Consider the following 19,403-nt stretch of genomic DNA (forward strand, 5'->3'; position numbering starts at 1 on the left):
CTTTTCTTTTGCTTACGCGGCGATGCGCCACAATCGCGCCATCATGCTGCAGCCCATGCGAACCGCTCTGCTTCTTGCCGTTCTCGGTCTGGCCAGCGCTGCTGCGCTGGCGCAATCGGTGGTCTATCGCTGCCCCGGCCCGCCGGTGCTCTACACCGACGCGCTGACGCCCAAGGAGGCGCAGGAGAAGGGTTGCCGTCCGATCGAGGGTGCGCCCATCACCATCGTGCAGCCGGTGCGTCCGCGTGCCCCGACTCCGGCGGCCGGCACCGCGCCAGCTCCCGCGCCGCGCAGCGCCGAGGGGGCGCGTGGTGAGTCGCGTGTCGATCCCGCCCAGCAGCGCAACCGCGACGACGAGCGTCGGCGGGTGCTGGAGACCGAGCTGCGCGATGCGGAGGGACGCCTGGCTGCGCTGCAGCGCGAGTACGCCGGCGGCAACCCCGAGCGGCGCGGCGACGAACGCAACTACCAGAAGTACCTGGACCGGGTGGCCGAGCTCAAGGCGGCCATCACCCGTCAGGAGAACGACATTCAGGCGCTCAAGCGCGAAATCAGCAAGCTGCCCTGAGCAAGAGCGCGGGGCGGCTCGGCGAGAACCGACCCCATGAACGAGCAAACCACAGCCCGCCCTCAGGGCGGCTTCGATCCATTCGACCTGCTGGCCACCATGGTGGCGGTGGTGCGAGCGGGCGGCGAATGCGTCTTCGCCAACACCACCTTCGAGGACGTGATGCGCCTGTCGCGGCGCACCGTGGTCGGGGCCAATCTGTTCGACTGGTTCGCCGATCCGCAGCGCCTGGCCGAAGTCGTCGGCGCGGTGGCGGCCAACCATGTGGCCAGCAGCCGTCTTGATGCGACGCTGCGCCGCGGCCCGAGGCCGCACGAGGACCTGCTGCCGGTGCAGGTGATCGTCAGTCAGACCGACAGCGCCGATCTGGTGCTGATCGAGCTGATCGAGAGTGCGCAGCAGGCGCGACAGGACCGCGAGGAACGCACGCTGGATCAGGTGCAGGCGACCAAGGAACTGGTGCGCAATCTGGCCCATGAGATCAAGAACCCGCTGGGCGGCATACGCGGCGCTGCCCAGCTGCTGGCCATGGAGCTGGAGGGCACCGAGCTCGGCACCGAGCTTGCCGAGTACACGCAGGTCATCGTGCACGAGGCCGACCGGCTGCAGTCGCTGGTCGATCGGCTGCTAGCTCCGCACCGGCGCGCGCAGGTGGTGGGCGATGTCAACATCCACGAGGTCTGCGAGCGCGTGCGCTCGGTGGTGTTGGCCGAGTACCCGCGCGGCCTGACGGTGCTGCGCGACTACGACGCCTCGCTGCCCGACTTCCGCGGCGATAGAGAGCAACTGATTCAGGCGGTGCTCAACATCGTGCAGAACGCGGCGCAGGCGCTGCAGGCGCAGATCGCTGACGGCACGGCGGTGATCACCTTGCAGACGCGCATCGCCCGGCAGGTCACGATCGGCAAGCAACGCTGGCGCTTGGCACTGGAATTGCATGTGCAGGACAACGGACCCGGCGTGCCGCCGGAGATCCGCGAGCGAATCTTCTATCCCTTGGTATCGGGACGCGATGGTGGATCAGGACTGGGGCTGACCTTGGCACAAACGATTGCACAACAGCACCAGGGCATGATCGACTGCGACAGCGAGCCGGGGCGGACGGACTTTCGCATTACCTTGCCGCTGCCCTGAGATCCAGGCGGCGGCCGCAGACACAGTGAACGACTGAAGCACCATGAAATCCATCTGGATTGTCGACGACGACCACTCGATCCGCTTCGTGCTGGAGAAGGCCCTGGCCCGCGAAGGCCTGCCGGTGCGCAGCTTCAGCAATGCCCGCGACCTGCTCGCGGCGCTGGAGCAGGACAGCCCGCAGGTGCTGGTATCCGACATTCGCATGCCGGGCGGATCGGGTCTGGACCTGCTGGCCAAGGTCAAGGAGAAGCTGCCCGGCCTGCCGGTCATCATCATGACCGCCTACTCCGACCTGGACAGCGCGGTCGCGGCCTTCCAGGGCGGTGCGTTCGAATACCTGCCCAAGCCCTTCGACCTTTCGCGTGCGGTCGAGCTGATCCGCCGTGCGCAGGAAGAGAGCCAGCGCGAAGCGGTGGCCGAGGAGGCCGCGGCGCAGGTGCCCGAGATGCTGGGCCAGGCGCCGGCGATGCAGGATGTGTTCCGCGCCATCGGCCGGCTCTCGCAGAGCAATGTCACGGTGCTGATCACCGGCGAGTCGGGCTCGGGCAAGGAGTTGGTCGCTCGGGCGCTGCACAAGCACAGCCCGCGTGCCGACGGCCCCTTCGTTGCGATCAACACCGCCGCGATCCCCAAGGACTTGCTGGAGAGCGAGCTCTTCGGCCACGAGCGCGGCGCCTTTACCGGCGCGCAGGCGACGCGGCGTGGCCGCTTCGAGCAGGCCGATGGCGGCACGCTGTTCCTCGACGAGATCGGCGACATGCCGCTGGACCTGCAAACGCGACTCTTGCGCGTCCTCTCGGACGGGCAGTTCTATCGCGTCGGCGGCCACAGCCCGCTGCGCGCCAATGTGCGCGTGATCGCGGCAACGCACCAGAACCTGGAAGAGCGGGTGCGCCAGGGTGTGTTTCGCGAAGACCTGTTTCACCGCCTCAACGTGATCCGCCTGCGCCTGCCGCCGCTGCGCGAGCGCCGCGAGGACATCCCCGTGCTGGCGCGCTACTTCCTGCAGCGCAGCGCCAACGAACTGGGCATCGAGCCCAAGCGCCTGTCCGACGCAGCACTGGCCAAGCTCACCAGCTTCGAGTTTCCCGGCAATGTGCGCCAGCTCGAGAACGTCTGCCACTGGCTCAGCGTGATGGCGCCGGCCCAGGTGGTCGAGGCCAAGGACCTGCCGCAGGAACTGCTGGCGCAGCCGCCTGCGCTGGGCGCGGCATCGTCGCTGGCCAGCCCGCTGCTGACCGCCACAGCCGGCCAGCCTGCCGCAGCACTGCCTGCCGAGCTCGCACCGGCTGGTCTTGCGGCGCAACCCGCGGGCCCCGGCCTGGTCGGTGGCTCGGATGCCTGGGTGGCCGAGATGGCCCGCGAGGCGCGCCGCCTGCTCGCTGCGGGCGAGCCCGAGGTCTGGGATGCGCTGACCCGCCGTTTCGAGGCCAGCCTGATCCTCACCGCGCTGGAGGTGACGCGGGGCCGCCGCATCGAGGCGGCGCAGAAGCTGGGCATAGGCCGCAACACCATCACGCGCAAGATCCAGGAGCTGGGCCTGGACGCCTGAGTGCGCACGGTGCGGCACCAATAACCCCAGGCCTCACCCTGGTTCCGCCGTTGCGGCGGGCGCGCCGAGCCAGTCGTCGCGAAGATGCAGACTGTTTGGTTCAATTCTCAAACTGGAGAGTCTGCATGCTCAATCGACGTACCTTCCTCGGTGCCGGCCTGGCCACCACGGCCTATGCGGCCAGCAGCTTCGTGCCGCTGTGGGCGCAGAACGCGCCGAACTTCGGCACGCCCACATTGGCCAATCCAGGCTTTCATCGCGCCAAGGTGGGCGATGTCGAGGTGATCGCGCTGCTGGACGGCGTGGCGCGCCGGCCGCTGGGCGAGGAATTCGTCAAGAACGCGCCGCTCGCCGAGGTGCGCGCGCTGCTGGCCTCGCAGGGCTTGAGCACCGACTACATCGACGTGCCTTTCACGCCCTTCCTGGTCGTGGCGGGTGGGCGCCGCATCCTGATGGACACGGGCCTGGGCGAGTTCGGTGGTCCGACCACCGGCAAGCTGCTGGAGCAGCTGCGCGCTGCCGGCTTCCAGCCCGGCGACATCGACACGGTGCTGATCTCCCACTATCACGGTGATCACATCAACGGCCTGCGCAACAAGGCCGGCGAGTATGTCTTCCCCAAGGCCAAGGTGATGGTGCCGGCCGCCGAGCATGCGTACTGGATGGACGACGCGAGGATGGCTGCAGCGCCTGAAGGGATGAAGGGTGCATTCAACAATGTGCGCCGCACCTTCGCGCAGATGCCGGCGGGCATGCTGCAGCCCTTCGAGGCGGGGGTCGAAGTGGCACCCGGCATCCGCTCGGTCGCCGCCTATGGCCACACGCCGGGCCACACGCTGTTCCAGCTGCAGTCGGCCGGTCAGAGCTTCTTCTACATCGCCGACCTGACCAATGTGCCGGCGCTGTTCGCCCGCAACCCCGACTGGGCGGTCAGCTTCGACATGGATGCCGAGGCCGCACGCAAGGTGCGCCGCGAGATGTTCCAGCGCATCGTCGACAGCAAGGCCATGCTGGGCGGCTTCCACTTCCCGTTCCCGGCCTTCGGTCGGGTCATGCCCAGCGGCACAGGCTACGCGTTCCAGCCCATTGCTTGAGCCCGTAGGCGCCAGCCGGCAGCGGCGCTCTGCGACACTGCCGGCATGAGCTTGTCGAGTCTGCTGCGCGGCCTGGCCGCGCGTTTCGAGCGCTGGGTCGATGCCTACCCCGCCGCTGCACTGGACGCGCCACCGGCGCGTTTCTTCGCCTTCCTGTGGCGCTGTACCGGAGGGCTGCGGCCGCAGCTGCTGCTGGTCACGCTGCTGACCGCCGGCATCGCTGCCGCCGAGGCCCTGCTGTTCAGCCTGATGGCGCGGCTGGTGGACTGGCTGGCCGGCATGCAGCCCGCGCAGCTGTGGCGCGAGCCCCAGCCCGTGCTGTGGCTGCTGGGCGGCGTGCTGGTGGCCAGCGTGCTGCTGGCCGCTGGTCAGGCGCTGAGCAAGTACCAGGCCGTGTTCGGCAACTTCCCGATGCGGCTGCGCTGGCTGTTCCACCGCCGCATGCTGGCGCAAAGCCTGTCCTTCTTCGGCGACGAGTTCGCCGGCCGCATCGCCACCAAGGTGATGCAGACCGCGCTGGCCGTGCGCGACACGTGGCTGATCGTCGTGGACATCCTCGTCTACGTGATCGTCTACTTCGGCACGCTGGTGGCCATCGTCGGCAGCTTCGATCCCTGGCTGATGCTTCCCTTCGCCGTCTGGCTGCTGGCCTATGTGGCGGCGCTGCGCTTCTTCGTGCCGCGCCTGGGCCAGGTGGCGCAGCAGCAGGCCGATGCGCGCAGCCTGATGACCGGCCGCATCACCGACGCCTACACCAATATCGCCACCGTCAAGCTGTTCGCGCACAGCCAGCGCGAAGCCAGCTACGCCCGCGGCGCGATGGACGAGTTCATGACGACGGCCTATGCGCAGATGCGCCTGGTCACTGGCTTCGAGGTGGTCAATACGCTGCTCTCGGCCTTACTGGTGGGCAGCACTGCGCTGCTGGCCATTGCGCTTTGGGGGCAGGGCGCCATCGGTGCCGGTGCGGTGGCGGCGGCCACCGCGATGGCCATGCGCCTGAACGGCATCTCGCACTGGGTGATGTGGGAGATGGCCTCGCTGTTCGAACACATCGGCACGGTGCAGGACGGGCTGCAGACGCTGAGCAAGCCGCAGACCGTGGTCGACGCGCCCGGCGCTACCGAACTGGTGGTGCCGCGCGGCGAAATCCGCTTCGAGCAGTTGCGCTTTGCCTATGGCGAGGGCACATCGAGCAAGACCGTCATCGACGGACTGGAGCTCACCATCCGCCCCGGCGAGAAGATCGGCCTGGTGGGCCGCAGCGGTGCGGGCAAGAGCACGCTGGTGAACCTGCTGCTGCGCCTGCACGACCTGCCCGCTGGCGGCGGCCGCATCCTGATCGACGGCCAGGACATCGCGCGGGTCACGCAGGACTCGCTGCGCAGCCATATCGGCATGGTCACGCAGGACACCTCGCTGCTGCACCGCTCGGTCGCCGACAACGTGCTCTACGGCCGGCCCGACGCCACGCCCGCCGAGCTGCAGGCCGCGATCGAGCGCGCCCACGCGGCCGAGTTCATCGCCACGCTGGCCGACCCCAAGGGCCGCACCGGGCTGGAGGCCCATGTGGGCGAACGCGGCGTCAAGCTCAGCGGCGGCCAGCGCCAGCGCATCGCGATCGCCCGCGTGATGCTGAAGGACGCGCCCATCCTGCTGCTGGACGAAGCCACCAGCGCGCTGGACAGCGAGGTCGAGGCGGCCATCCAGCAAAGCCTCTACACGCTGATGGAAGGCAAGACCGTGGTGGCCATCGCTCACCGCCTCTCGACCATCGCCGCGCTGGACCGCCTGGTGGTGATGGACGCCGGCCGCATCGTCGAGCAGGGCACGCACGCCGAGCTGCTGGCCGCTGGCGGTTTGTATGCGCGGCTGTGGGCGCATCAGAGTGGGGGCTTCCTGGGGCTGGAGGCGGAGGGGTGAGGGCGGGGCAGCTTACGACCCGGTTTTGTGCTTCGTATCGCCAGATTCCCGATCGAGAAGCAGTCGCACGATGCAGAGTCAGGCCGCAGCGGGGCGCTCCAGTTCGTCGTCGGTGACGGGACCATCGATCTCGATCTCGCGGCGTACCTCGATCGTTTCCGGCGTCACGCCGCCACTGCGCACGACTTTGCGCAGGGTCATCGTCATCTCGTGGATCCACAGAGACTGCTCCCAACCTCTGTGACTGGCTGACAGCCCAACACACTCTGTGCCTTCGACAGCCTCGCGGCGAAGGAATCTCCAGCCAGGGATGTGGCCCAGCATGAGGCCGCCGATGTCTGGCAGCAAGAGCCCTGCAATGGTGTGGGCCGCGCCACGCGAGATTCCGGTTGCTCCAGCAATTGCCGAGGAGAGGTCGTCATGGACCTCAAAGCTGCTGGGCTCCTCATGGTGCTTTGTCCAAGAGTAGGCGCCAATCGAGTCAGCGCCGACACAGTGTTGGCTGACCATGTGTGCCAACGGGGGGTACGGATGCGCGGTGGCAAATGAGAACCTGAACCCGCTTGGCCGCCGGAACAGCGTCGAGAACGGGATCGGCGTTGGCGCGCTGCCGTCTCGGCAGGCCCGCGAGACGAACCCTCGGTCTCTATACGTTGATATGGCTGCGTACCGTTCCAGAAGAGCGCGGATCAACGAGTCCGGGTTGACAGCGGTGTTCATGACTGAGACTCAGGTTGCCTCTGTTCGCGGGCGAGACGAAGAATGGAATTTGCTCGCCCTAACGGGTGTATCCGGATCATTGAGGTTTTCGCCCGACATTCAAGCATGCGCACAGGTCGCGCGCTAGCTTGACTGTATGTACGCCCTTGAATCAGACATGGGCCGGTTGCAGCTCCTGGCCGAAAGTCACCTCCGCCGAGTCGCTTTTGCCCCGGGCTTGCCGCTCTTCACCACGCGCTTGACCTCACCCGCCGCCCGCCTCCCCAGCCCGGGTGTATAAGCCCCCGTTTGAAGCAAGGCAGCGAAGCCAAGAAGGAAAGAGAAAGTCGTATGGGCGCACAGTGGAAGGCCAAGCACAAGGACATCGCGGCGAATGCCAAGGGCCGGATGTTCACCAAGCTGTCCAAGGAAATCATGCAGGCCGCGCGCAATGGCGCCGACCCGGACATGAATGCGCGGCTGCGCATGGTGGTGGAACAGGCGAAGAAGGCCTCGATGCCGCGCGAGACGCTGGAGCGCGCGATCAAGAAGGGTGCCGGCCTGCTGGGCGAGGCGGTGAGCTTCGAGCGCGTCACCTATGAGGGCTTCGCGCCGCACCGCGTGGCGGTGATCGTCGAGTGCCTGACAGACAACGTGAACCGCGCCGCGTCGGAAATGCGCGTGCTGTTCCGCAAGGGCCAGCTGGGCGTCAGCGGCTCGGTGAGCTGGGATTTCGATCATGTGGGCATCATCGAAGCCAGCCCGCTGCAGCCGGGTGCCGATGCCGAGCTGGCGGCCATCGAGGCCGGCGCGCAGGACTTCGAGATCCTGGCGCCGGACGAAGACAGCGGCGAGGGCGGTGGCGCGCAGTTCTATACCGACGCAGCCGATCTCGACCTCGTCTGCCGTGCGCTGCCGGCGCAGGGCTTCCATGTGAACTCGGCCAAGCTGGGCTATCGGCCCAAGAACCCGGTCACGCTGGGCGCGGCTGAGCTGGAGGAGGTGGAGGCCTTCCTCGCCGCCATCGACGCGAACGACGATGTGCAGGAGGTCTACGTGGCGCTGGCGGGCTGAGTCTCCGCTTCGCTACTGCTGCTTGTCCAGCCAGACCTCCAGGCCCTGCGCGTTCAGCTCCACGTCCGAGGCCAGCAGCTCGGCCACGGCCTCGGTCGTCAGCGCCGGCTGGTGTGCGCAGGCGTGCTGCTGGTACAGGGCCAGCAGCCGCGCTTTCAGGGCCTTATGGCGCTCCGGGCCGGCCAGGTCTTTCACCGCCAGCGCGGCGGCCACCATCGCGTCGACCAGCTGCAGCAGATAGTCGGCCAGCGCGCGCACCTCGTCGGCGCTGCGGCCCACGCGGCTGTAGTGCGTCAGGTACATCGCGCGCGGTGATTTTTCTAGCAGGCGCGCGACCGAGGCGCGCAGCGCCTCGGGCTCGAACTGCACCGGCGTGCTGGTGGGGAAGAGCCAGGGCGCGCCGTCCGATGCGCGCGTGAACTCCGGGTAGGCGATGCCGAAGGTGTCGCCGGTGAACCAGCCGCCGCTGCGCTCGTCCCAGATGCAGTGGTGGTGGCGGGCGTGGCCGGGGGTGTCGATCAGCAGCAGGGGACGCCCGGCCAGGCTTATCAGCTGCCCGTCCTGGCTGGCTTCGGCGCGCTCTTCGGGCACGCCGACCAGGCGGCCGTAGCTGCGCTGCATTTCCTCTTCGCCATAGACCGCCAGTGCGCCGGCCCACAGCGCCGTCGGGCTCACCAGATGGCGCAGGCCGCGCGGGTGCACCAGCAGGCGCGCCGAGGGCAGCGACTGCATCAACAGGCCCACGCCGCCGGCATGGTCCAGATGCACATGGGTGGGGATGACCCAGTCCACCGCCTCGCGCGCGATGCCCAGCGCGGCTAGGCTGGCCAGCAGGCGCGGCACGCTGTGGTTCGTGCCGGTGTCGATGAAGGCGGCGCGGCCGGCTTCGGTAATCAGGTAGGCGGCGTCGAAGCGCTCGCGCTGGAAGCCGGTGTCGATGGCGTAGATGCCATCGCCCAGGGGCTGCAGAAAGTCGGGCATGGGATCGGGTCTCCGTCGGTGTTCTTGAGGCGTTCTTAGAATGGCCGCCACCTTAACCCAAGCGAGCAAAGCTTCGCCCCGACCATGGCCGTTCACGAGATTCTGAAGATGGGCGACGCGCGCCTGCTGCGCGTGGCGAGGCCGGTGACCGAGTTCGGCACGCCCGCGTTGCGCGAGCTGGTGGCCGATATGTTCGAGACCATGAAGGCCGCGCAGGGCGCGGGCCTGGCGGCGCCGCAGATCGGCGTCGACCTGCGCCTGGTGATCTTCGGCTACGAGCGCATCACGCGCTATCCGGATGCGCCGCCGGTGCCGCCCACGGTGCTGCTGAACCCGGTGATCGAGGTGCTGGGCAGCGAAGTGGAAGAGGGCTGGGAAGGGTGCCTCTCGGTGCCGGGCCTGCGCGGCGTGGTGCCGCGGGCCGCGCGCATCCGCTACCGCGGTTTCGACATCGAGGGCCAGCCGATCGAGCGCGAGGCCGAGGGCTTTCATGCCCGCGTGGTGCAGCACGAGTGCGACCACCTGGACGGGGTGCTCTATCCGATGCGGGTGAAGGACTTCAGCCGCTTCGGTTTCACCTCGGTGCTCTTCCCGGAGCTGGACCCGGCGGCCGACGACTGAGGCGCCGCTTCGGCTCGGTGGAGAGCCGGGCTCCAGAGCGCGCGCGCAAATTTGTGTAAACGCGGTCGGCGCAAGACCGGTCTCGTGCGTTCAGCATGCGTCACGAGGAGATGTCGAACATGACGACCCGTCCCATGCGCGTTGCCGAGCCCAGCCGCATTCCCGAACCTGCCGCTGCTCGCTTGCGGCGTTTGCGCACTGCATTTGCCTTGTTCATCGGCTTGGCGGTGCTGACTGGTGCCGCGCGTGCCGAGGATCCGCCGGCTCGTGCCGGCCGAGTGGCCGAGATCCATGGCGGCGAAGCCTGGGTCTTCGACCGCGATGCGCGTGATTGGGAGCGTCTGGCGCGCAACCAGACGCTGGAGGAGGGCGACCGCCTGCGCAGTGACGCCGGTGCCCGCCTGACGCTGCGCATCGGCTCCACCACACTGTGGCTGGACGAGCGCAGCGAGATCGAGTTCGAGCGCCTGGACGACGAACGCGTGCTGCTGCGCGTGGAGCGCGGCAGCCTGGCCTTGCGCCTGCGCAGCCGGGAGCAGGCGCAGGACTACAGGCTGCTCACCCGCGAGGGGCGCGCCTACCCGGAGGGCGAGGGGCTGTTCCGCGTCGATCAGCTGCAGCGCGGCAGTCGTGCCACGGTGTGGCAGGGCCGCCTGCGCTTCGAGTTCCGCGATCCGCAGGCTGAAGCCGTCTGGCTGTCCGGCAGCGAACAGGCCGAGTTCTGGTGGGCCGATGGCCCGCGTACCGAACGCCAGGGCAGCGAGCGCGATGCCTTCGCGCGCTGGCTGCAGAACCAGCGCGAGACCGAGGGCGAGATCGAGAGCTACCGCTATGTGTCGCCGGAGATGACCGGTGCCGAGGATCTGGACCGCTACGGCCGCTGGGAGAGCCATGTGGAGTACGGTGCGATCTGGTTCCCGACGCAGGTCGCGCCTGGCTGGGAGCCTTACCGCCATGGCCGTTGGGTGTGGACGGCACGCTGGGGCTGGACCTGGGTCGACGAGTCGCCCTGGGGCTTCGCGCCCTTCCACTATGGCCGCTGGGTGATCGTCGGCGGACGCTGGTGCTGGGTACCGGGGCGCTACGTGGCGCGGCCGGTCTACTCGCCGGGCCTGGTCAGCTGGAGTGTCCATATCAACCTGGGCAGCGCCGGCCGACGGCCGCCGCCGCCGCGACCCGGCACCTGGGCGCCGCTGCCGCCGCGCGAGGTCTACAAGCCGATCTATCGCCACACGCCCGCACATCGTGAGCGCATCGAGCGCGAACACCTGCCGGCGCCACTGCCGCCAGCGCGCGGCGTGATACCGCCCTCCCGGCCGGGTGAGGGGCGTGGTGACTATCGGCCGGGTGAGCGTTTCCCCGACCGGCCCTATGAACGAGGAGAGCGCGTCGAACGTGGCGAGCGTGGCGGCGAACGCGCGTCGCAGCCGGGCCGCGGCATCCAGTGGCCGGTCACACCGCCGGGCACCTCCACGCCGTCTGTCACGCCGCTGCCGTCACAGCCGCCGCTGTCGCAGCAACCGCAGCCGCCGCGTGTGATGCCCGAGCCGCCGTTCCCGCGCCAGCCCAGGCCGGAGGATGGTCAGGCAGCGGAACGCCCGCGCCAGCGTGTCGAGCCCACGCTTCCTGATGCGCGCAGCGAGCCGCCAGCCATCGGGCCTGTGCCGCGCCGCGTGGACGGCATGCCGACGGACCTGACGCCCGGGCAGTCTCAACCGCAACCGCAACCTCAGCCCTCGAGGCGCTTCTTCGATCGCTCTGCCGAACGTCAGCTGGAGCCGCCGACCGAGCGCCGGATCGAGCGCCCCGCGGAGCCGCGGCAGTTCGAGCGTCCCATCGAGCGGCCGACCGAGCGCCAGATCGAGCGTCCGCCCGAGCAGCGCGCCATGCCCATGCCGGCCCCCATGCCCTCGCGGCCGCAGGCGCCGGCCGTGGAGCGTCCTCGCCCGGCTCCGGCCGAGCGGGGCGGCGATGCCGACAAGGGCAACAGGAACCGCGAGAACCCGCGCGAGCATCTGCGCTGAACTGCCGGTGGGGAGGTGGCCGCTGCCCCTCCCGGTGCCAGCTCAGAGCAGGGGGGCGAGATCGCGCCAGACCTGCTCCAGCATCAGCGGATGGGCCTTGGCCAGCGGGTGGATGCGGTCGGGCTGGAACCAGGACTCGGCGTCCGGTCGGTCGGCCACGCCTGCGAGCAGGAAGGGCGTCAGCGCCGTCTTCTCCTCGCGCGCGATCTCGCCGAACAGCGCGGCGAAGTCGCGGCTGTAGGCCGGGCCGTAGTTGGGCGGCACCTGCATGCCCACCAGCAGCACCTTGGCCTTGGCGGCCTTGCCGGCGCGCACCATCGCGCGCAGGTTGTCGCGCGTCGATGCCAGCGGCAGGCCGCGCAGCGCGTCGTTGCCCCCCAGCTCGATGATCAGGTGCGTCGGGCGCTGTCGTTCCAGCAGCGCCGGCAGGCGTGCGCGACCACCGGCCGTGGTGTCGCCGCTGATGCTGGCATTGACCACCTCGGCGGAGATCTTGCGCTGCTGCAGGCGGCGCTCCAGCAGCGCCACCCAGCCGCTGCCGCGCGCGATGCCGTACTCCGCCGACAGGCTGTCGCCGAGCACGACGATGCGGCGCGCCGGCGTGGCGCCCACAAGACCCGGTAGCACCGTGGACAGCGCCAGCAGGCTACAGTCCCGCATCCACTCACGCCGCTTGCTGCTGCTGTCCTTGCCGAAGAAGTTCAAGCCAGTACTCCCCATGTCGTCACAAAGCTCTCGTCACGCGCCCATTATCGAAGTCGATCAGGTCAGCAAGCAGGTGCAGGACGCCGGCGGCCAGCTCACCATCCTGCACGACATCTCGTTCACGCTGCAGCCGCGCGAGTCGGTGGCGGTGGTGGGCGCCTCGGGCTCGGGCAAGAGCACCTTGCTGGCCATTCTGGCCGGTCTGGATACGCCCAGCAGTGGCAGCGTCAGGCTCTGCGGCCAACAGCTCTTCGAGCTCGACGAGGATCGTCGTGCGGCGCTGCGTGCGCGCCATGTAGGCTTTGTGTTCCAGAGCTTCCAGTTGCTGGCCCATCTGACCGCGCTCGAGAACGTCATGCTGCCGCTGGAGTTGCGCGGCGAACGCGATGCGCGCGCGCAGGCCACGGCGATGCTGCAGCGCGTTGGCCTGGGCGAACGCCTGGGCCACTATCCGCGCGTGCTGTCCGGCGGCGAGCAGCAGCGCGTTGCGCTGGCGCGTGCCTTCGTGCAGAAGCCCGAGCTGCTGCTGGCCGACGAACCGACCGGCAGCCTGGACTTCGCCACCGGCGCGGCGGTGATGGAGCTGATGTTCGAGATGAACCGTGAAGCCGGCACGACGCTGGTGCTGGTGACCCATGATCCGCAGATCGCGGCGCGCTGCGAGCGTCAGCTGCGCATGGAGGCCGGGCGCCTGAGCGAGCTAGCGCGCGCGGCGGCGTAGCCGCCGCCAGCGCTCGCCGCGGATCACGGCCCACCAGCCCAGGTAGACCACCGCATAGGCTGCGGCACCCAGCACCAGCCCCGCAAGCGGCAGCCCCACCAGCAGCGGATGGCCGAGGGCCTGCACCCAGGCCCACAGCGTCGGCCCCCAACTCGCCGGCTCGGTCCAAACGATTTGCAGCATCTCCGGCGTGGCGATCGGGCCCTCGTGCCCCGAGGCCAGGCTGCCCAACCAGATCGCCAGACCCCAGATGGGGACCAGCGTGAAGGGGTTGGTCAGCCAGGTGGCAGCCACGGCGGCGGCCACGTTGCCGCGAAAGACGATGGCCAGCAGCGCCGCCAGAAACATCTGCGTCGGCAGCGGAATCACGCCGATGCCCAGGCCCAGCGCCACGCCCAGCGCGACACGGCGCCGATGCGCCACCCACAGCCAGGGGCGCGTGGACAGGTAGCGGCCCAGCCAGGCCAGGCTGCGCGTCTGCATCAGCACATCGGGATGCGGCAGCAAGCGGCGGGCGATGCGGGTGGCGGGCACGGGCGGGGAACTTCCCTTGTGACGCGGCCCGCGCACGCCGCAAAGCGTGGCGCGGGCCGCTCGGACTAGTCAGGTCTGGGCGCGGATGACGATCAGCGCGAGAACTTGTAGTCGGTCTTGGCCTTGGACTTCAGCGATTGCTGGAAGTCCATCAGCTTCTGCTGCTGCAGGCGCTGCACGATCTGCGCCTTCACGTCGGCAAAGGGCGGGAACTGCGCTTCGCGCGTGTCTTCCAGCTTGATGATGTGGAAGCCGAACTGCGACTTCACCGGCTCCTGCGTCATCTCGCCCTTCTTCAGCGCGGTCATGGCCTTGCTGAACTCGGGCACGAAGCCATTGGGGTTGGCCCAGTCCAGATCGCCGCCATTGGCTGCAGAGCCCGGGTCCTTGGAGTTCTTGGCTGCGACGTCCTCGAACTTGGCGCCGCCGTTGAGCTGCTTGATCAGCGCCTTGGCCTCGTCTTCCTTCTCGACGAGGATGTGGCGGGCGCGGTACTCGGTGCCGCTGTTCTGAGCCTTGAACTTGTCGTACTCGCCCTGGGCCTCGGCGTCGCTGACCGGGTTCTTCTTGGCGTAGTCGGCAAACAGTTCGCGGATCAGGATGGACTGGCGGGCCAGTTCCATCTGTGCCTTGTAGTCAGCGCTCGCGGGGATGCCGCGCTTCTCGGCTTCCTGCATGAAGATCTCGCGCAGCACCACCTCGTCGCGCACCTGGCTCTCGAGCTCGGGCGTGACCTGCTGGCCGCCCTTGGTGACCTGGCTGATCAGCAGATCGGCGCGCGACTTGGGCACGGCCTTGCCGTTGACGATGGCGACGTTCTGCGCGCTGGCCGTCAGGGGCACAAGCGTTGCGGTCATGGCCGCGATGGCCGCGGCGAGCACGAGCTTCTTCATGGATATGTAGCGAGCAAAGAATGAAAAAAATGCGCCGGTAGGCGCGGTGTGCCGCTGGCTTCAGAGCTCATCCGGCGTCCTGGCGTCGATGGCCAGAGCGTGGATGCCGCGCTGCATCAGGTCGGCGAGGGAATCATATACGAGGCGATGGCGTGCCACCCGCGACAGGCCGGCGAAGCGCGCGCTGGCGATGCGCAGCTCGTAGTGGCCGCCTTCGCGCGCACCGGCATGGCCGGCGTGGCGAGCGCTGTCGTCGCGCAGCTCCAGCAGGCTGGGCTCGAGCCGCTCGCGCAGGCGGCGCTCGATCTCGTCCATCGAGGCACGCGGCGTCATGGCTGCGCCTCCTGCTTGGCGTCGGCCGTGCCCGCGTCGGGCTCCGGCGCATCGCTGAGATAGCGGCTCATGTACAGCCCCTGCACCAGCGTGAACGCCAGCATCAGCCCGGTGGTGCCGAAGACCTTGAAGTTGGCCCAGGCCGAGGTGGAGAAGTTGTAGGCCACCCAGAGGTTGAGCACGCCCATCGCGGCAAAGAAGGCGACCCAGGCCAGGTTCAGCCGCTTCCACACGAAAGCCGGCAGCTCCAGCTCCTTGCCCAGCATGGCCTGCAGCAGGTTCTTGCCGAAGAGGAGGGGGCTGAAGAAGAACACCAGCGCCATGGCCCAGTACAGGCCGCTGGGCTTCCACTTGATGAAGGTCTCGTTCTGGAACCATACGGTGGCCGCGCCGAGCACGACCACCAGCGCCAGGCTGATCCACAGCATCAGGTCGATCTTCTGCCGGCGCAGCTTCAGCACCAGGGCCTGGATCAGCGTGGCGGCCATCACCACCAGCGTGGCCAGCAGCACGGGCGCGACGCTGGCGTTCACATGGCCGCTGGCGACGAGGAAGCCGAAGTGCTCGGTGGCGAAGGCGGCAGCAGCATCCTGGTGCGACTCGGCGTACTTGAAGGTGCCGAAGAAGAGGATCAGCGGCAGGAAATCCAGCAGAACTTTCATGGTGCCGGATTGTCGGGCATGAAGTCGATGGCGGCCGAATTGATGCAGTAGCGCTCGCCGGTGGGCTCGGGGCCATCCGGAAACACATGACCCAGGTGCGAGCCGCAGTTGCGGCAGCGCACCTCGATGCGCACCATGCCGTGGCTCTCGTCCACCAGGCGCTCGATCACGTCGGCATTCACCGGGGCCCAGTAGCTGGGCCAGCCGCAGCCGGCGTCGAACTTGGTCTGCGATTCGAACAGCGGCGTGCCGCAGCCGACGCAGTTGTAGCGGCCGTCATGCCAGTGGTCCCAGTACCTGCCGGTGAAGGCGCGCTCGGTGGCGGCGTGGCGCGTCACCTGATACTGCATGGGGTCGAGCTGGGCGCGCCACTCGGCATCGCTCTTGTGCACCGGGTAGTCGGGGGCGTCGTGTGGCTTGGTCTGGCTCATGAGGAACAGGACACTTCGAGATGTTGCGCCCAGTCGGGCGGGAAGTCGGCGTCGGAGGGCTTGGCGGGCTCGTCGAAGGGGCGCTGCAGCACATCGTGCAGGCGCTGCACCTCGCTGAAGTCGCCGGCCTGCGCCAGGCGGATCGCGCCCTCGGCGAGATGGTTGCGCAACACCACGGCCGGATTGACCGCCAGCATGGCCGCCTGCTGCTCGGCGCTCGAGCGGGTTTCCAGGCCGAGGCGGTCCAGGTAGCGCGCATGCCAGGCGTCGAAGCGCTCGCGCTCGAGGAAGAGATCGCGCAGCGCCGTGGGCTCGGTGGCATGGCGGGCGAGGCGACGGTGCGCGATCGTGTAATCCACCTGGGTGCTGGCCAGCAGGCGCAGCCAGTCGTCGACCAGTTCGCGGTCGCCGTCGTGGGCTTGTGCCAAGCCCAGCTTGGCGCGCATGCGCGCCAGCAGCGCGCTGGGGAAGGTTTCGCGGTAGACCTCCAGCGCGCCGAGCAGCAGCTCGGTGGCGCGTTCGCGCTCGGTCTCGTCCGGTCCGCCGACCAGCGGCAGCAGGGCCTGGGCCAGCGCGTGCAGGTTCCAGAACGCGACGTTGGGCTGGCGCGCGTAGGCGTAGCGACCCTGGCTGTCGCTGTGGTTGCAGACATGGCCGGGGTTGAAGCCGTCCAGGAATCCGAAGGGCCCGTAGTCCAGCGTCAGGCCGAGGATGGACATGTTGTCGGTGTTCATCACGCCATGGCAGAAGCCCACCGCCTGCCACTGCGCCAGCAGCTCGGCGGTCTGGCGCGCGACAAGGCGCAGCAGCGCCACCGCGGGCTGCTGCGCGTCGGCGCAGTCGGGCGCGTGAGTGCGGACCACATGGTCGAGCAGGACTCGCAAGTCATCGTGCTGGTCGCTGTGCGCGAAGTGTTCGAAATGGCCGAAACGCACGAAGCTGGGTGCCACGCGTGCGACGACCGCAGCGGTCTCCAGCGTCTCGCGCCGCACCGGCAGGGCCGAACCGACCAGGGCCAGCGCTCGCGTGGTCGGCATGCCCAGCGCGGCCATTGCCTCGGAGCAGAGGAACTCGCGGATCGAGGAGCGCAGCACCGCACGGCCGTCGCCCATGCGCGAGTAGGGCGTCAGCCCGGCGCCCTTGAGCTGCAGCTCCAGCGCGCCGGCGGGCGTTTGCAGCTCGCCGAGCAGATGGGCGCGGCCGTCGCCGAGCTGGCCGGCCCAGACGCCGAACTGGTGGCCGCTGTAGACCGTGGCCACCGGGCTCATGCCGGGCCACAGCGCATTGCCGGCCATCACCGCCAGTGCGCCATCCTGCTGCCACCAGTGGGCGGGCAGGCCGAGCAGGGCGGCGCAGCCCTGGCTGTGCGCCACCCAGTGTGGCTCAGGCAGGCCCTGCGGTGGCAGCGGCGTGTGGAAGCTCGGCCCCAGTGCAGCGAAACGATTGATCCAGTCGTGGGCAGCAAGCGGGCCCTGCGGGCACAGTGGCAGGGCAGTCGGCGCATTCATCGAGTCAGTGTAGCCAGGGCCTGGCGACCCACCTCGGGGCAGGGGCTATGCGGCAGGTGATTACCCTGAGCATTTCTGTAACGAGGGTGACTCAGACTGCGCGGGCTGCGGATTAGACTGGATCGAAATGCTCGGGCCCGAGGGTGCGGCCTGCAGTCAGAACAACAGAATGTTCGCGAGTTTCTAGGAGACAGTAGATGTCCTTGATGGGCCAGATGATGTCCATGCCCCTGATGATCTCGTCGCTGATCAAGCATGCGGCGCGTCATGCAGGTGATGTCGAGATCGTCAGCAAGCGGGTCGAAGGTGACCTGCATCGCTATACCTGGCGTGATGCGGAACTGCGCTCGCGCAAGCTGGCCCAGGCGCTGGCGCGACTGGGCGCCCAGCCGGGCGACCGCATCGCCACGCTGGCCTGGAATGGCTACCGCCATCTGGAGATCTACTACGGCAGCTCGGGCTCGCAGCTGGTCTGCCACACCATCAACCCGCGTCTGTTTCCCGAGCAGATCGCCTGGATTGCCAACGATGCGCAGGACTTGGTGCTGTGCTTCGACCTGACTTTCCTGCCGCTGGTCGAGAAGCTGGTCGCGCACATGCCTTCGATCAAGCACTATGTGCTGATGACGGACCGCGCCCACATGCCGGCGCAGACCGTCATCCCGAACCTGCTGTGCTACGACGAGTTGGTCGAGGCTGAGGACGGCCACTACGTCTGGCCCGAGTTCGACGAGAACACTGCCTCGTGCATCTGCTACACCTCGGGCACGACCGGCAACCCCAAGGGGGCGGTCTACAGCCACCGCTCGACCATCCTGCATGCCTACGGCTCGGCGCTGCCCGATGCGATGGACTGCTCCAGCAAGGACGTCGTGCTGCCGGTGGTGCCGATGTTCCACGTCAACGCCTGGGGCCTGCCGTACAGCACCGCCATCGTCGGCTGCAAGCTGGTCTTTCCCGGCCCGCACCTGGACGGCAAGTCGCTCTATGAGCTGTTCGAGAGCGAAGGCGTCACCTTCAGCGCCGGCGTGCCCACCGTCTGGCTGGGCCTGCTGAACTACGTCGGCCAGAACAAGCTGAAGTTCTCCACCTTCACGCGCACGGTGATCGGCGGTTCGGCCTGCCCGCCGGCGATGTTGAAGACGCTGATGGACGATTACGGCGTCGAGGTGATCCACGCCTGGGGCATGACCGAGCTGTCGCCGCTGGGCACGCTGTCCAAGCTCACCGCCAAGCAGCTCGCGCTGCCGGTGGAGGAGCAGCGCCGCATCCTCGAGAAGCAGGGCAAGGTGATCTACGGCATCGACATGGCCGTGATCGACGACGAGGGCAAGGAGCAGCCCTGGGATGCGAAGAGCTCGGGCAACCTGGTCGTGCGCGGCCCCTGGGTGATCCGGAGCTATTTCGGCCAGGACAAGTCGCCGCTGGTCGAGGTCAAGGGCAGCGGCACCTGGTTCCCTACCGGCGACGTCGCCACCATCGACGCCGACGGCTTCATGCAGATCACTGACCGCAGCAAGGACGTGATCAAGTCCGGCGGCGAGTGGATCAGCTCCATCGACCTCGAGAACATCGCCATGGCACACCCGGCGGTGCACGAGGCCGCCGCGATCGCGGCCTTTCACCCCAAGTGGGACGAGCGTCCGCTGCTGGTGGTGGTGAAGAAGCCCGGTGCCGAGCTCAGCCGCGAGCAGATGCTGGCCTTCTATGAAGGCCGCATCGCCAAGTGGCAGATTCCCGACGATGTGGTCTTCGTCGATGAGATTCCGCACACTGCCACCGGCAAGATGCAGAAGCTCAAGCTGCGCGAGCAGTTCAAGAACCACAAGCTGCCCACTGCTTGAGGCCGCCTGTTGGCGGGGTAGCGGCGCGCCAGACGCCGCACCCCCGATCGCTCTTTTGTTGATGATTCGCTTTTCTCGCCTGCAACAACCCAAGGAGAC

19 protein-coding genes are annotated in these 19,403 nt (G+C 68.3%); 10 read left to right on the forward strand and 9 right to left on the reverse strand.

Going from position 1 to position 19,403, the window contains the following annotated elements:
• Positions 1-55 precede the first annotated feature (55 nt).
• The 5 genes from AC2EBS_RS01370 to AC2EBS_RS01390 all read left to right on the forward strand — a co-directional run bounded on the left by AC2EBS_RS01370 (position 56) and on the right by AC2EBS_RS01390 (position 6,274).
• Entirely contained in the window at positions 56-568 is a 513-nt protein-coding gene (locus AC2EBS_RS01370; protein WP_484726592.1) for a hypothetical protein, read from the forward strand.
• A gap of 36 nt (positions 569-604) precedes the next feature.
• Entirely contained in the window at positions 605-1,702 is a 1,098-nt protein-coding gene (gene glnL, locus AC2EBS_RS01375; RefSeq protein WP_484726593.1) for a nitrogen regulation protein NR(II), read from the forward strand.
• Positions 1,703-1,745: 43 nt separating this feature from the next.
• A complete protein-coding gene (gene ntrC / locus AC2EBS_RS01380) occupies positions 1,746-3,257 on the forward strand; it encodes a nitrogen regulation protein NR(I) (RefSeq protein WP_484726594.1) in 1,512 nt (503 codons plus the stop codon).
• Positions 3,258-3,382: 125 nt separating this feature from the next.
• Positions 3,383-4,351: an MBL fold metallo-hydrolase gene (locus tag AC2EBS_RS01385; protein WP_484726595.1), complete on the forward strand. Its 969-nt coding sequence runs from the start codon at positions 3,383-3,385 to the stop codon at positions 4,349-4,351.
• A gap of 72 nt (positions 4,352-4,423) precedes the next feature.
• Positions 4,424-6,274: an ABC transporter ATP-binding protein gene (locus AC2EBS_RS01390; protein ID WP_484727538.1), complete on the forward strand. Its 1,851-nt coding sequence runs from the start codon at positions 4,424-4,426 to the stop codon at positions 6,272-6,274.
• 78 nt (positions 6,275-6,352) lie between these two features.
• Here AC2EBS_RS01390 and AC2EBS_RS01395 read toward each other — a convergent pair whose 3' ends face one another.
• Entirely contained in the window at positions 6,353-6,481 is a 129-nt protein-coding gene (locus AC2EBS_RS01395; RefSeq protein ID WP_484726596.1) for a hypothetical protein, read from the reverse strand.
• Positions 6,482-7,324: 843 nt separating this feature from the next.
• Between AC2EBS_RS01395 and AC2EBS_RS01400 the strand changes: the two genes are divergently transcribed.
• On the forward strand, positions 7,325-8,047 hold the full coding sequence (locus AC2EBS_RS01400; RefSeq protein WP_484726597.1) for a YebC/PmpR family DNA-binding transcriptional regulator: 723 nt from the start codon (positions 7,325-7,327) through the stop codon (positions 8,045-8,047).
• A gap of 12 nt (positions 8,048-8,059) precedes the next feature.
• Here the strand turns inward: AC2EBS_RS01400 and AC2EBS_RS01405 are convergent, their stop codons facing one another.
• Complete coding sequence (locus AC2EBS_RS01405; protein ID WP_484726598.1) at positions 8,060-9,028, reverse strand: MBL fold metallo-hydrolase; 969 nt, start codon at positions 9,026-9,028, stop codon at positions 8,060-8,062.
• 84 nt (positions 9,029-9,112) lie between these two features.
• On the opposite strand from AC2EBS_RS01405, the gene def reads away from it, so the two are divergent.
• Both def and AC2EBS_RS01415 read left to right on the forward strand, forming a co-directional pair.
• Positions 9,113-9,649, forward strand: a complete 537-nt coding sequence (gene def, locus AC2EBS_RS01410; RefSeq protein ID WP_484726599.1) for a peptide deformylase — start codon at positions 9,113-9,115, stop codon at positions 9,647-9,649.
• A 119-nt stretch (positions 9,650-9,768) separates the two neighbouring features.
• Positions 9,769-11,673, forward strand: a complete 1,905-nt coding sequence (locus AC2EBS_RS01415; protein WP_484726600.1) for a DUF6600 domain-containing protein — start codon at positions 9,769-9,771, stop codon at positions 11,671-11,673.
• A 42-nt stretch (positions 11,674-11,715) separates the two neighbouring features.
• Here the strand turns inward: AC2EBS_RS01415 and AC2EBS_RS01420 are convergent, their stop codons facing one another.
• Positions 11,716-12,333, reverse strand: a complete 618-nt coding sequence (locus tag AC2EBS_RS01420; RefSeq protein ID WP_484727539.1) for an arylesterase — start codon at positions 12,331-12,333, stop codon at positions 11,716-11,718.
• Between the two features lie 58 nt (positions 12,334-12,391).
• Between AC2EBS_RS01420 and AC2EBS_RS01425 the strand changes: the two genes are divergently transcribed.
• Positions 12,392-13,099: an ABC transporter ATP-binding protein gene (locus tag AC2EBS_RS01425; protein ID WP_484726601.1), complete on the forward strand. Its 708-nt coding sequence runs from the start codon at positions 12,392-12,394 to the stop codon at positions 13,097-13,099.
• On the opposite strand, the gene AC2EBS_RS01430 is transcribed toward AC2EBS_RS01425, so the two are convergent.
• The 6 genes from AC2EBS_RS01430 to AC2EBS_RS01455 form a co-directional block, all read right to left on the reverse strand.
• The gene (locus AC2EBS_RS01430) at positions 13,079-13,633 is read right to left on the reverse strand and encodes a DUF2062 domain-containing protein (RefSeq protein WP_484726602.1); all 555 of its coding nucleotides are present in this window, start codon (positions 13,631-13,633) and stop codon (positions 13,079-13,081) included. The genes AC2EBS_RS01425 and AC2EBS_RS01430 overlap by 21 nt on opposite strands.
• A 92-nt stretch (positions 13,634-13,725) precedes the next feature.
• Positions 13,726-14,526, reverse strand: a complete 801-nt coding sequence (locus tag AC2EBS_RS01435) for a peptidylprolyl isomerase (protein ID WP_484726603.1) — start codon at positions 14,524-14,526, stop codon at positions 13,726-13,728.
• 60 nt (positions 14,527-14,586) lie between these two features.
• Positions 14,587-14,859 carry a BolA family protein gene (locus AC2EBS_RS01440; RefSeq protein ID WP_484726604.1) on the reverse strand — a complete coding sequence of 91 codons (273 nt, stop codon included), beginning with the start codon at positions 14,857-14,859 and terminating at the stop codon, positions 14,587-14,589.
• On the reverse strand, positions 14,856-15,521 hold the full coding sequence (locus AC2EBS_RS01445) for a septation protein A (RefSeq protein WP_484726605.1): 666 nt from the start codon (positions 15,519-15,521) through the stop codon (positions 14,856-14,858). Before AC2EBS_RS01445 ends, AC2EBS_RS01440 begins: the two co-directional genes overlap by 4 nt.
• Positions 15,518-15,952 (reverse strand): peptide-methionine (R)-S-oxide reductase MsrB, encoded by a 435-nt coding sequence (msrB, locus tag AC2EBS_RS01450; RefSeq protein WP_484726606.1) that lies wholly within the window; start codon positions 15,950-15,952, stop codon positions 15,518-15,520. The genes AC2EBS_RS01445 and msrB overlap by 4 nt, the downstream gene beginning before the upstream one ends.
• Positions 15,949-17,460 (reverse strand): protein adenylyltransferase SelO, encoded by a 1,512-nt coding sequence (locus AC2EBS_RS01455; protein ID WP_484726607.1) that lies wholly within the window; start codon positions 17,458-17,460, stop codon positions 15,949-15,951. Before AC2EBS_RS01455 ends, msrB begins: the two co-directional genes overlap by 4 nt.
• 197 nt (positions 17,461-17,657) lie before the next feature.
• Between AC2EBS_RS01455 and AC2EBS_RS01460 the strand changes: the two genes are divergently transcribed.
• Positions 17,658-19,304, forward strand: coding sequence for a 3-(methylthio)propionyl-CoA ligase (locus AC2EBS_RS01460; protein WP_484726608.1), 1,647 nt, complete (start codon positions 17,658-17,660; stop codon positions 19,302-19,304).
• The last annotated feature ends 99 nt before the right edge of the window (positions 19,305-19,403 follow it).

The organism is Roseateles sp. T103 (genome assembly GCF_057219915.1).

What these genes read in the sequence shown, in the direction of transcription:
- AC2EBS_RS01455 (WP_484726607.1), bottom strand. Translation starts at nt 17,460, where the DNA reads ATGAATGCGCCGACTGCCCTGCCACTGTGCCCGCAGGGCCCGCTTGCT.
- AC2EBS_RS01415 (WP_484726600.1), top strand. Translation starts at nt 9,769, where the DNA reads ATGACGACCCGTCCCATGCGCGTTGCCGAGCCCAGCCGCATTCCCGAA.
- AC2EBS_RS01370 (WP_484726592.1), top strand. Translation starts at nt 56, where the DNA reads ATGCGAACCGCTCTGCTTCTTGCCGTTCTCGGTCTGGCCAGCGCTGCT.
- AC2EBS_RS01435 (WP_484726603.1), bottom strand. Translation starts at nt 14,526, where the DNA reads ATGAAGAAGCTCGTGCTCGCCGCGGCCATCGCGGCCATGACCGCAACG.
- AC2EBS_RS01395 (WP_484726596.1), bottom strand. Translation starts at nt 6,481, where the DNA reads ATGACGATGACCCTGCGCAAAGTCGTGCGCAGTGGCGGCGTGACGCCG.
- AC2EBS_RS01440 (WP_484726604.1), bottom strand. Translation starts at nt 14,859, where the DNA reads ATGACGCCGCGTGCCTCGATGGACGAGATCGAGCGCCGCCTGCGCGAG.
- AC2EBS_RS01385 (WP_484726595.1), top strand. Translation starts at nt 3,383, where the DNA reads ATGCTCAATCGACGTACCTTCCTCGGTGCCGGCCTGGCCACCACGGCC.
- ntrC (WP_484726594.1), top strand. Translation starts at nt 1,746, where the DNA reads ATGAAATCCATCTGGATTGTCGACGACGACCACTCGATCCGCTTCGTG.
- AC2EBS_RS01400 (WP_484726597.1), top strand. Translation starts at nt 7,325, where the DNA reads ATGGGCGCACAGTGGAAGGCCAAGCACAAGGACATCGCGGCGAATGCC.
- AC2EBS_RS01420 (WP_484727539.1), bottom strand. Translation starts at nt 12,333, where the DNA reads ATGCGGGACTGTAGCCTGCTGGCGCTGTCCACGGTGCTACCGGGTCTT.
- def (WP_484726599.1), top strand. Translation starts at nt 9,113, where the DNA reads ATGGCCGTTCACGAGATTCTGAAGATGGGCGACGCGCGCCTGCTGCGC.
- glnL (WP_484726593.1), top strand. Translation starts at nt 605, where the DNA reads ATGAACGAGCAAACCACAGCCCGCCCTCAGGGCGGCTTCGATCCATTC.
- msrB (WP_484726606.1), bottom strand. Translation starts at nt 15,952, where the DNA reads ATGAGCCAGACCAAGCCACACGACGCCCCCGACTACCCGGTGCACAAG.
- AC2EBS_RS01460 (WP_484726608.1), top strand. Translation starts at nt 17,658, where the DNA reads ATGTCCTTGATGGGCCAGATGATGTCCATGCCCCTGATGATCTCGTCG.
- AC2EBS_RS01425 (WP_484726601.1), top strand. Translation starts at nt 12,392, where the DNA reads ATGTCGTCACAAAGCTCTCGTCACGCGCCCATTATCGAAGTCGATCAG.
- AC2EBS_RS01405 (WP_484726598.1), bottom strand. Translation starts at nt 9,028, where the DNA reads ATGCCCGACTTTCTGCAGCCCCTGGGCGATGGCATCTACGCCATCGAC.
- AC2EBS_RS01445 (WP_484726605.1), bottom strand. Translation starts at nt 15,521, where the DNA reads ATGAAAGTTCTGCTGGATTTCCTGCCGCTGATCCTCTTCTTCGGCACC.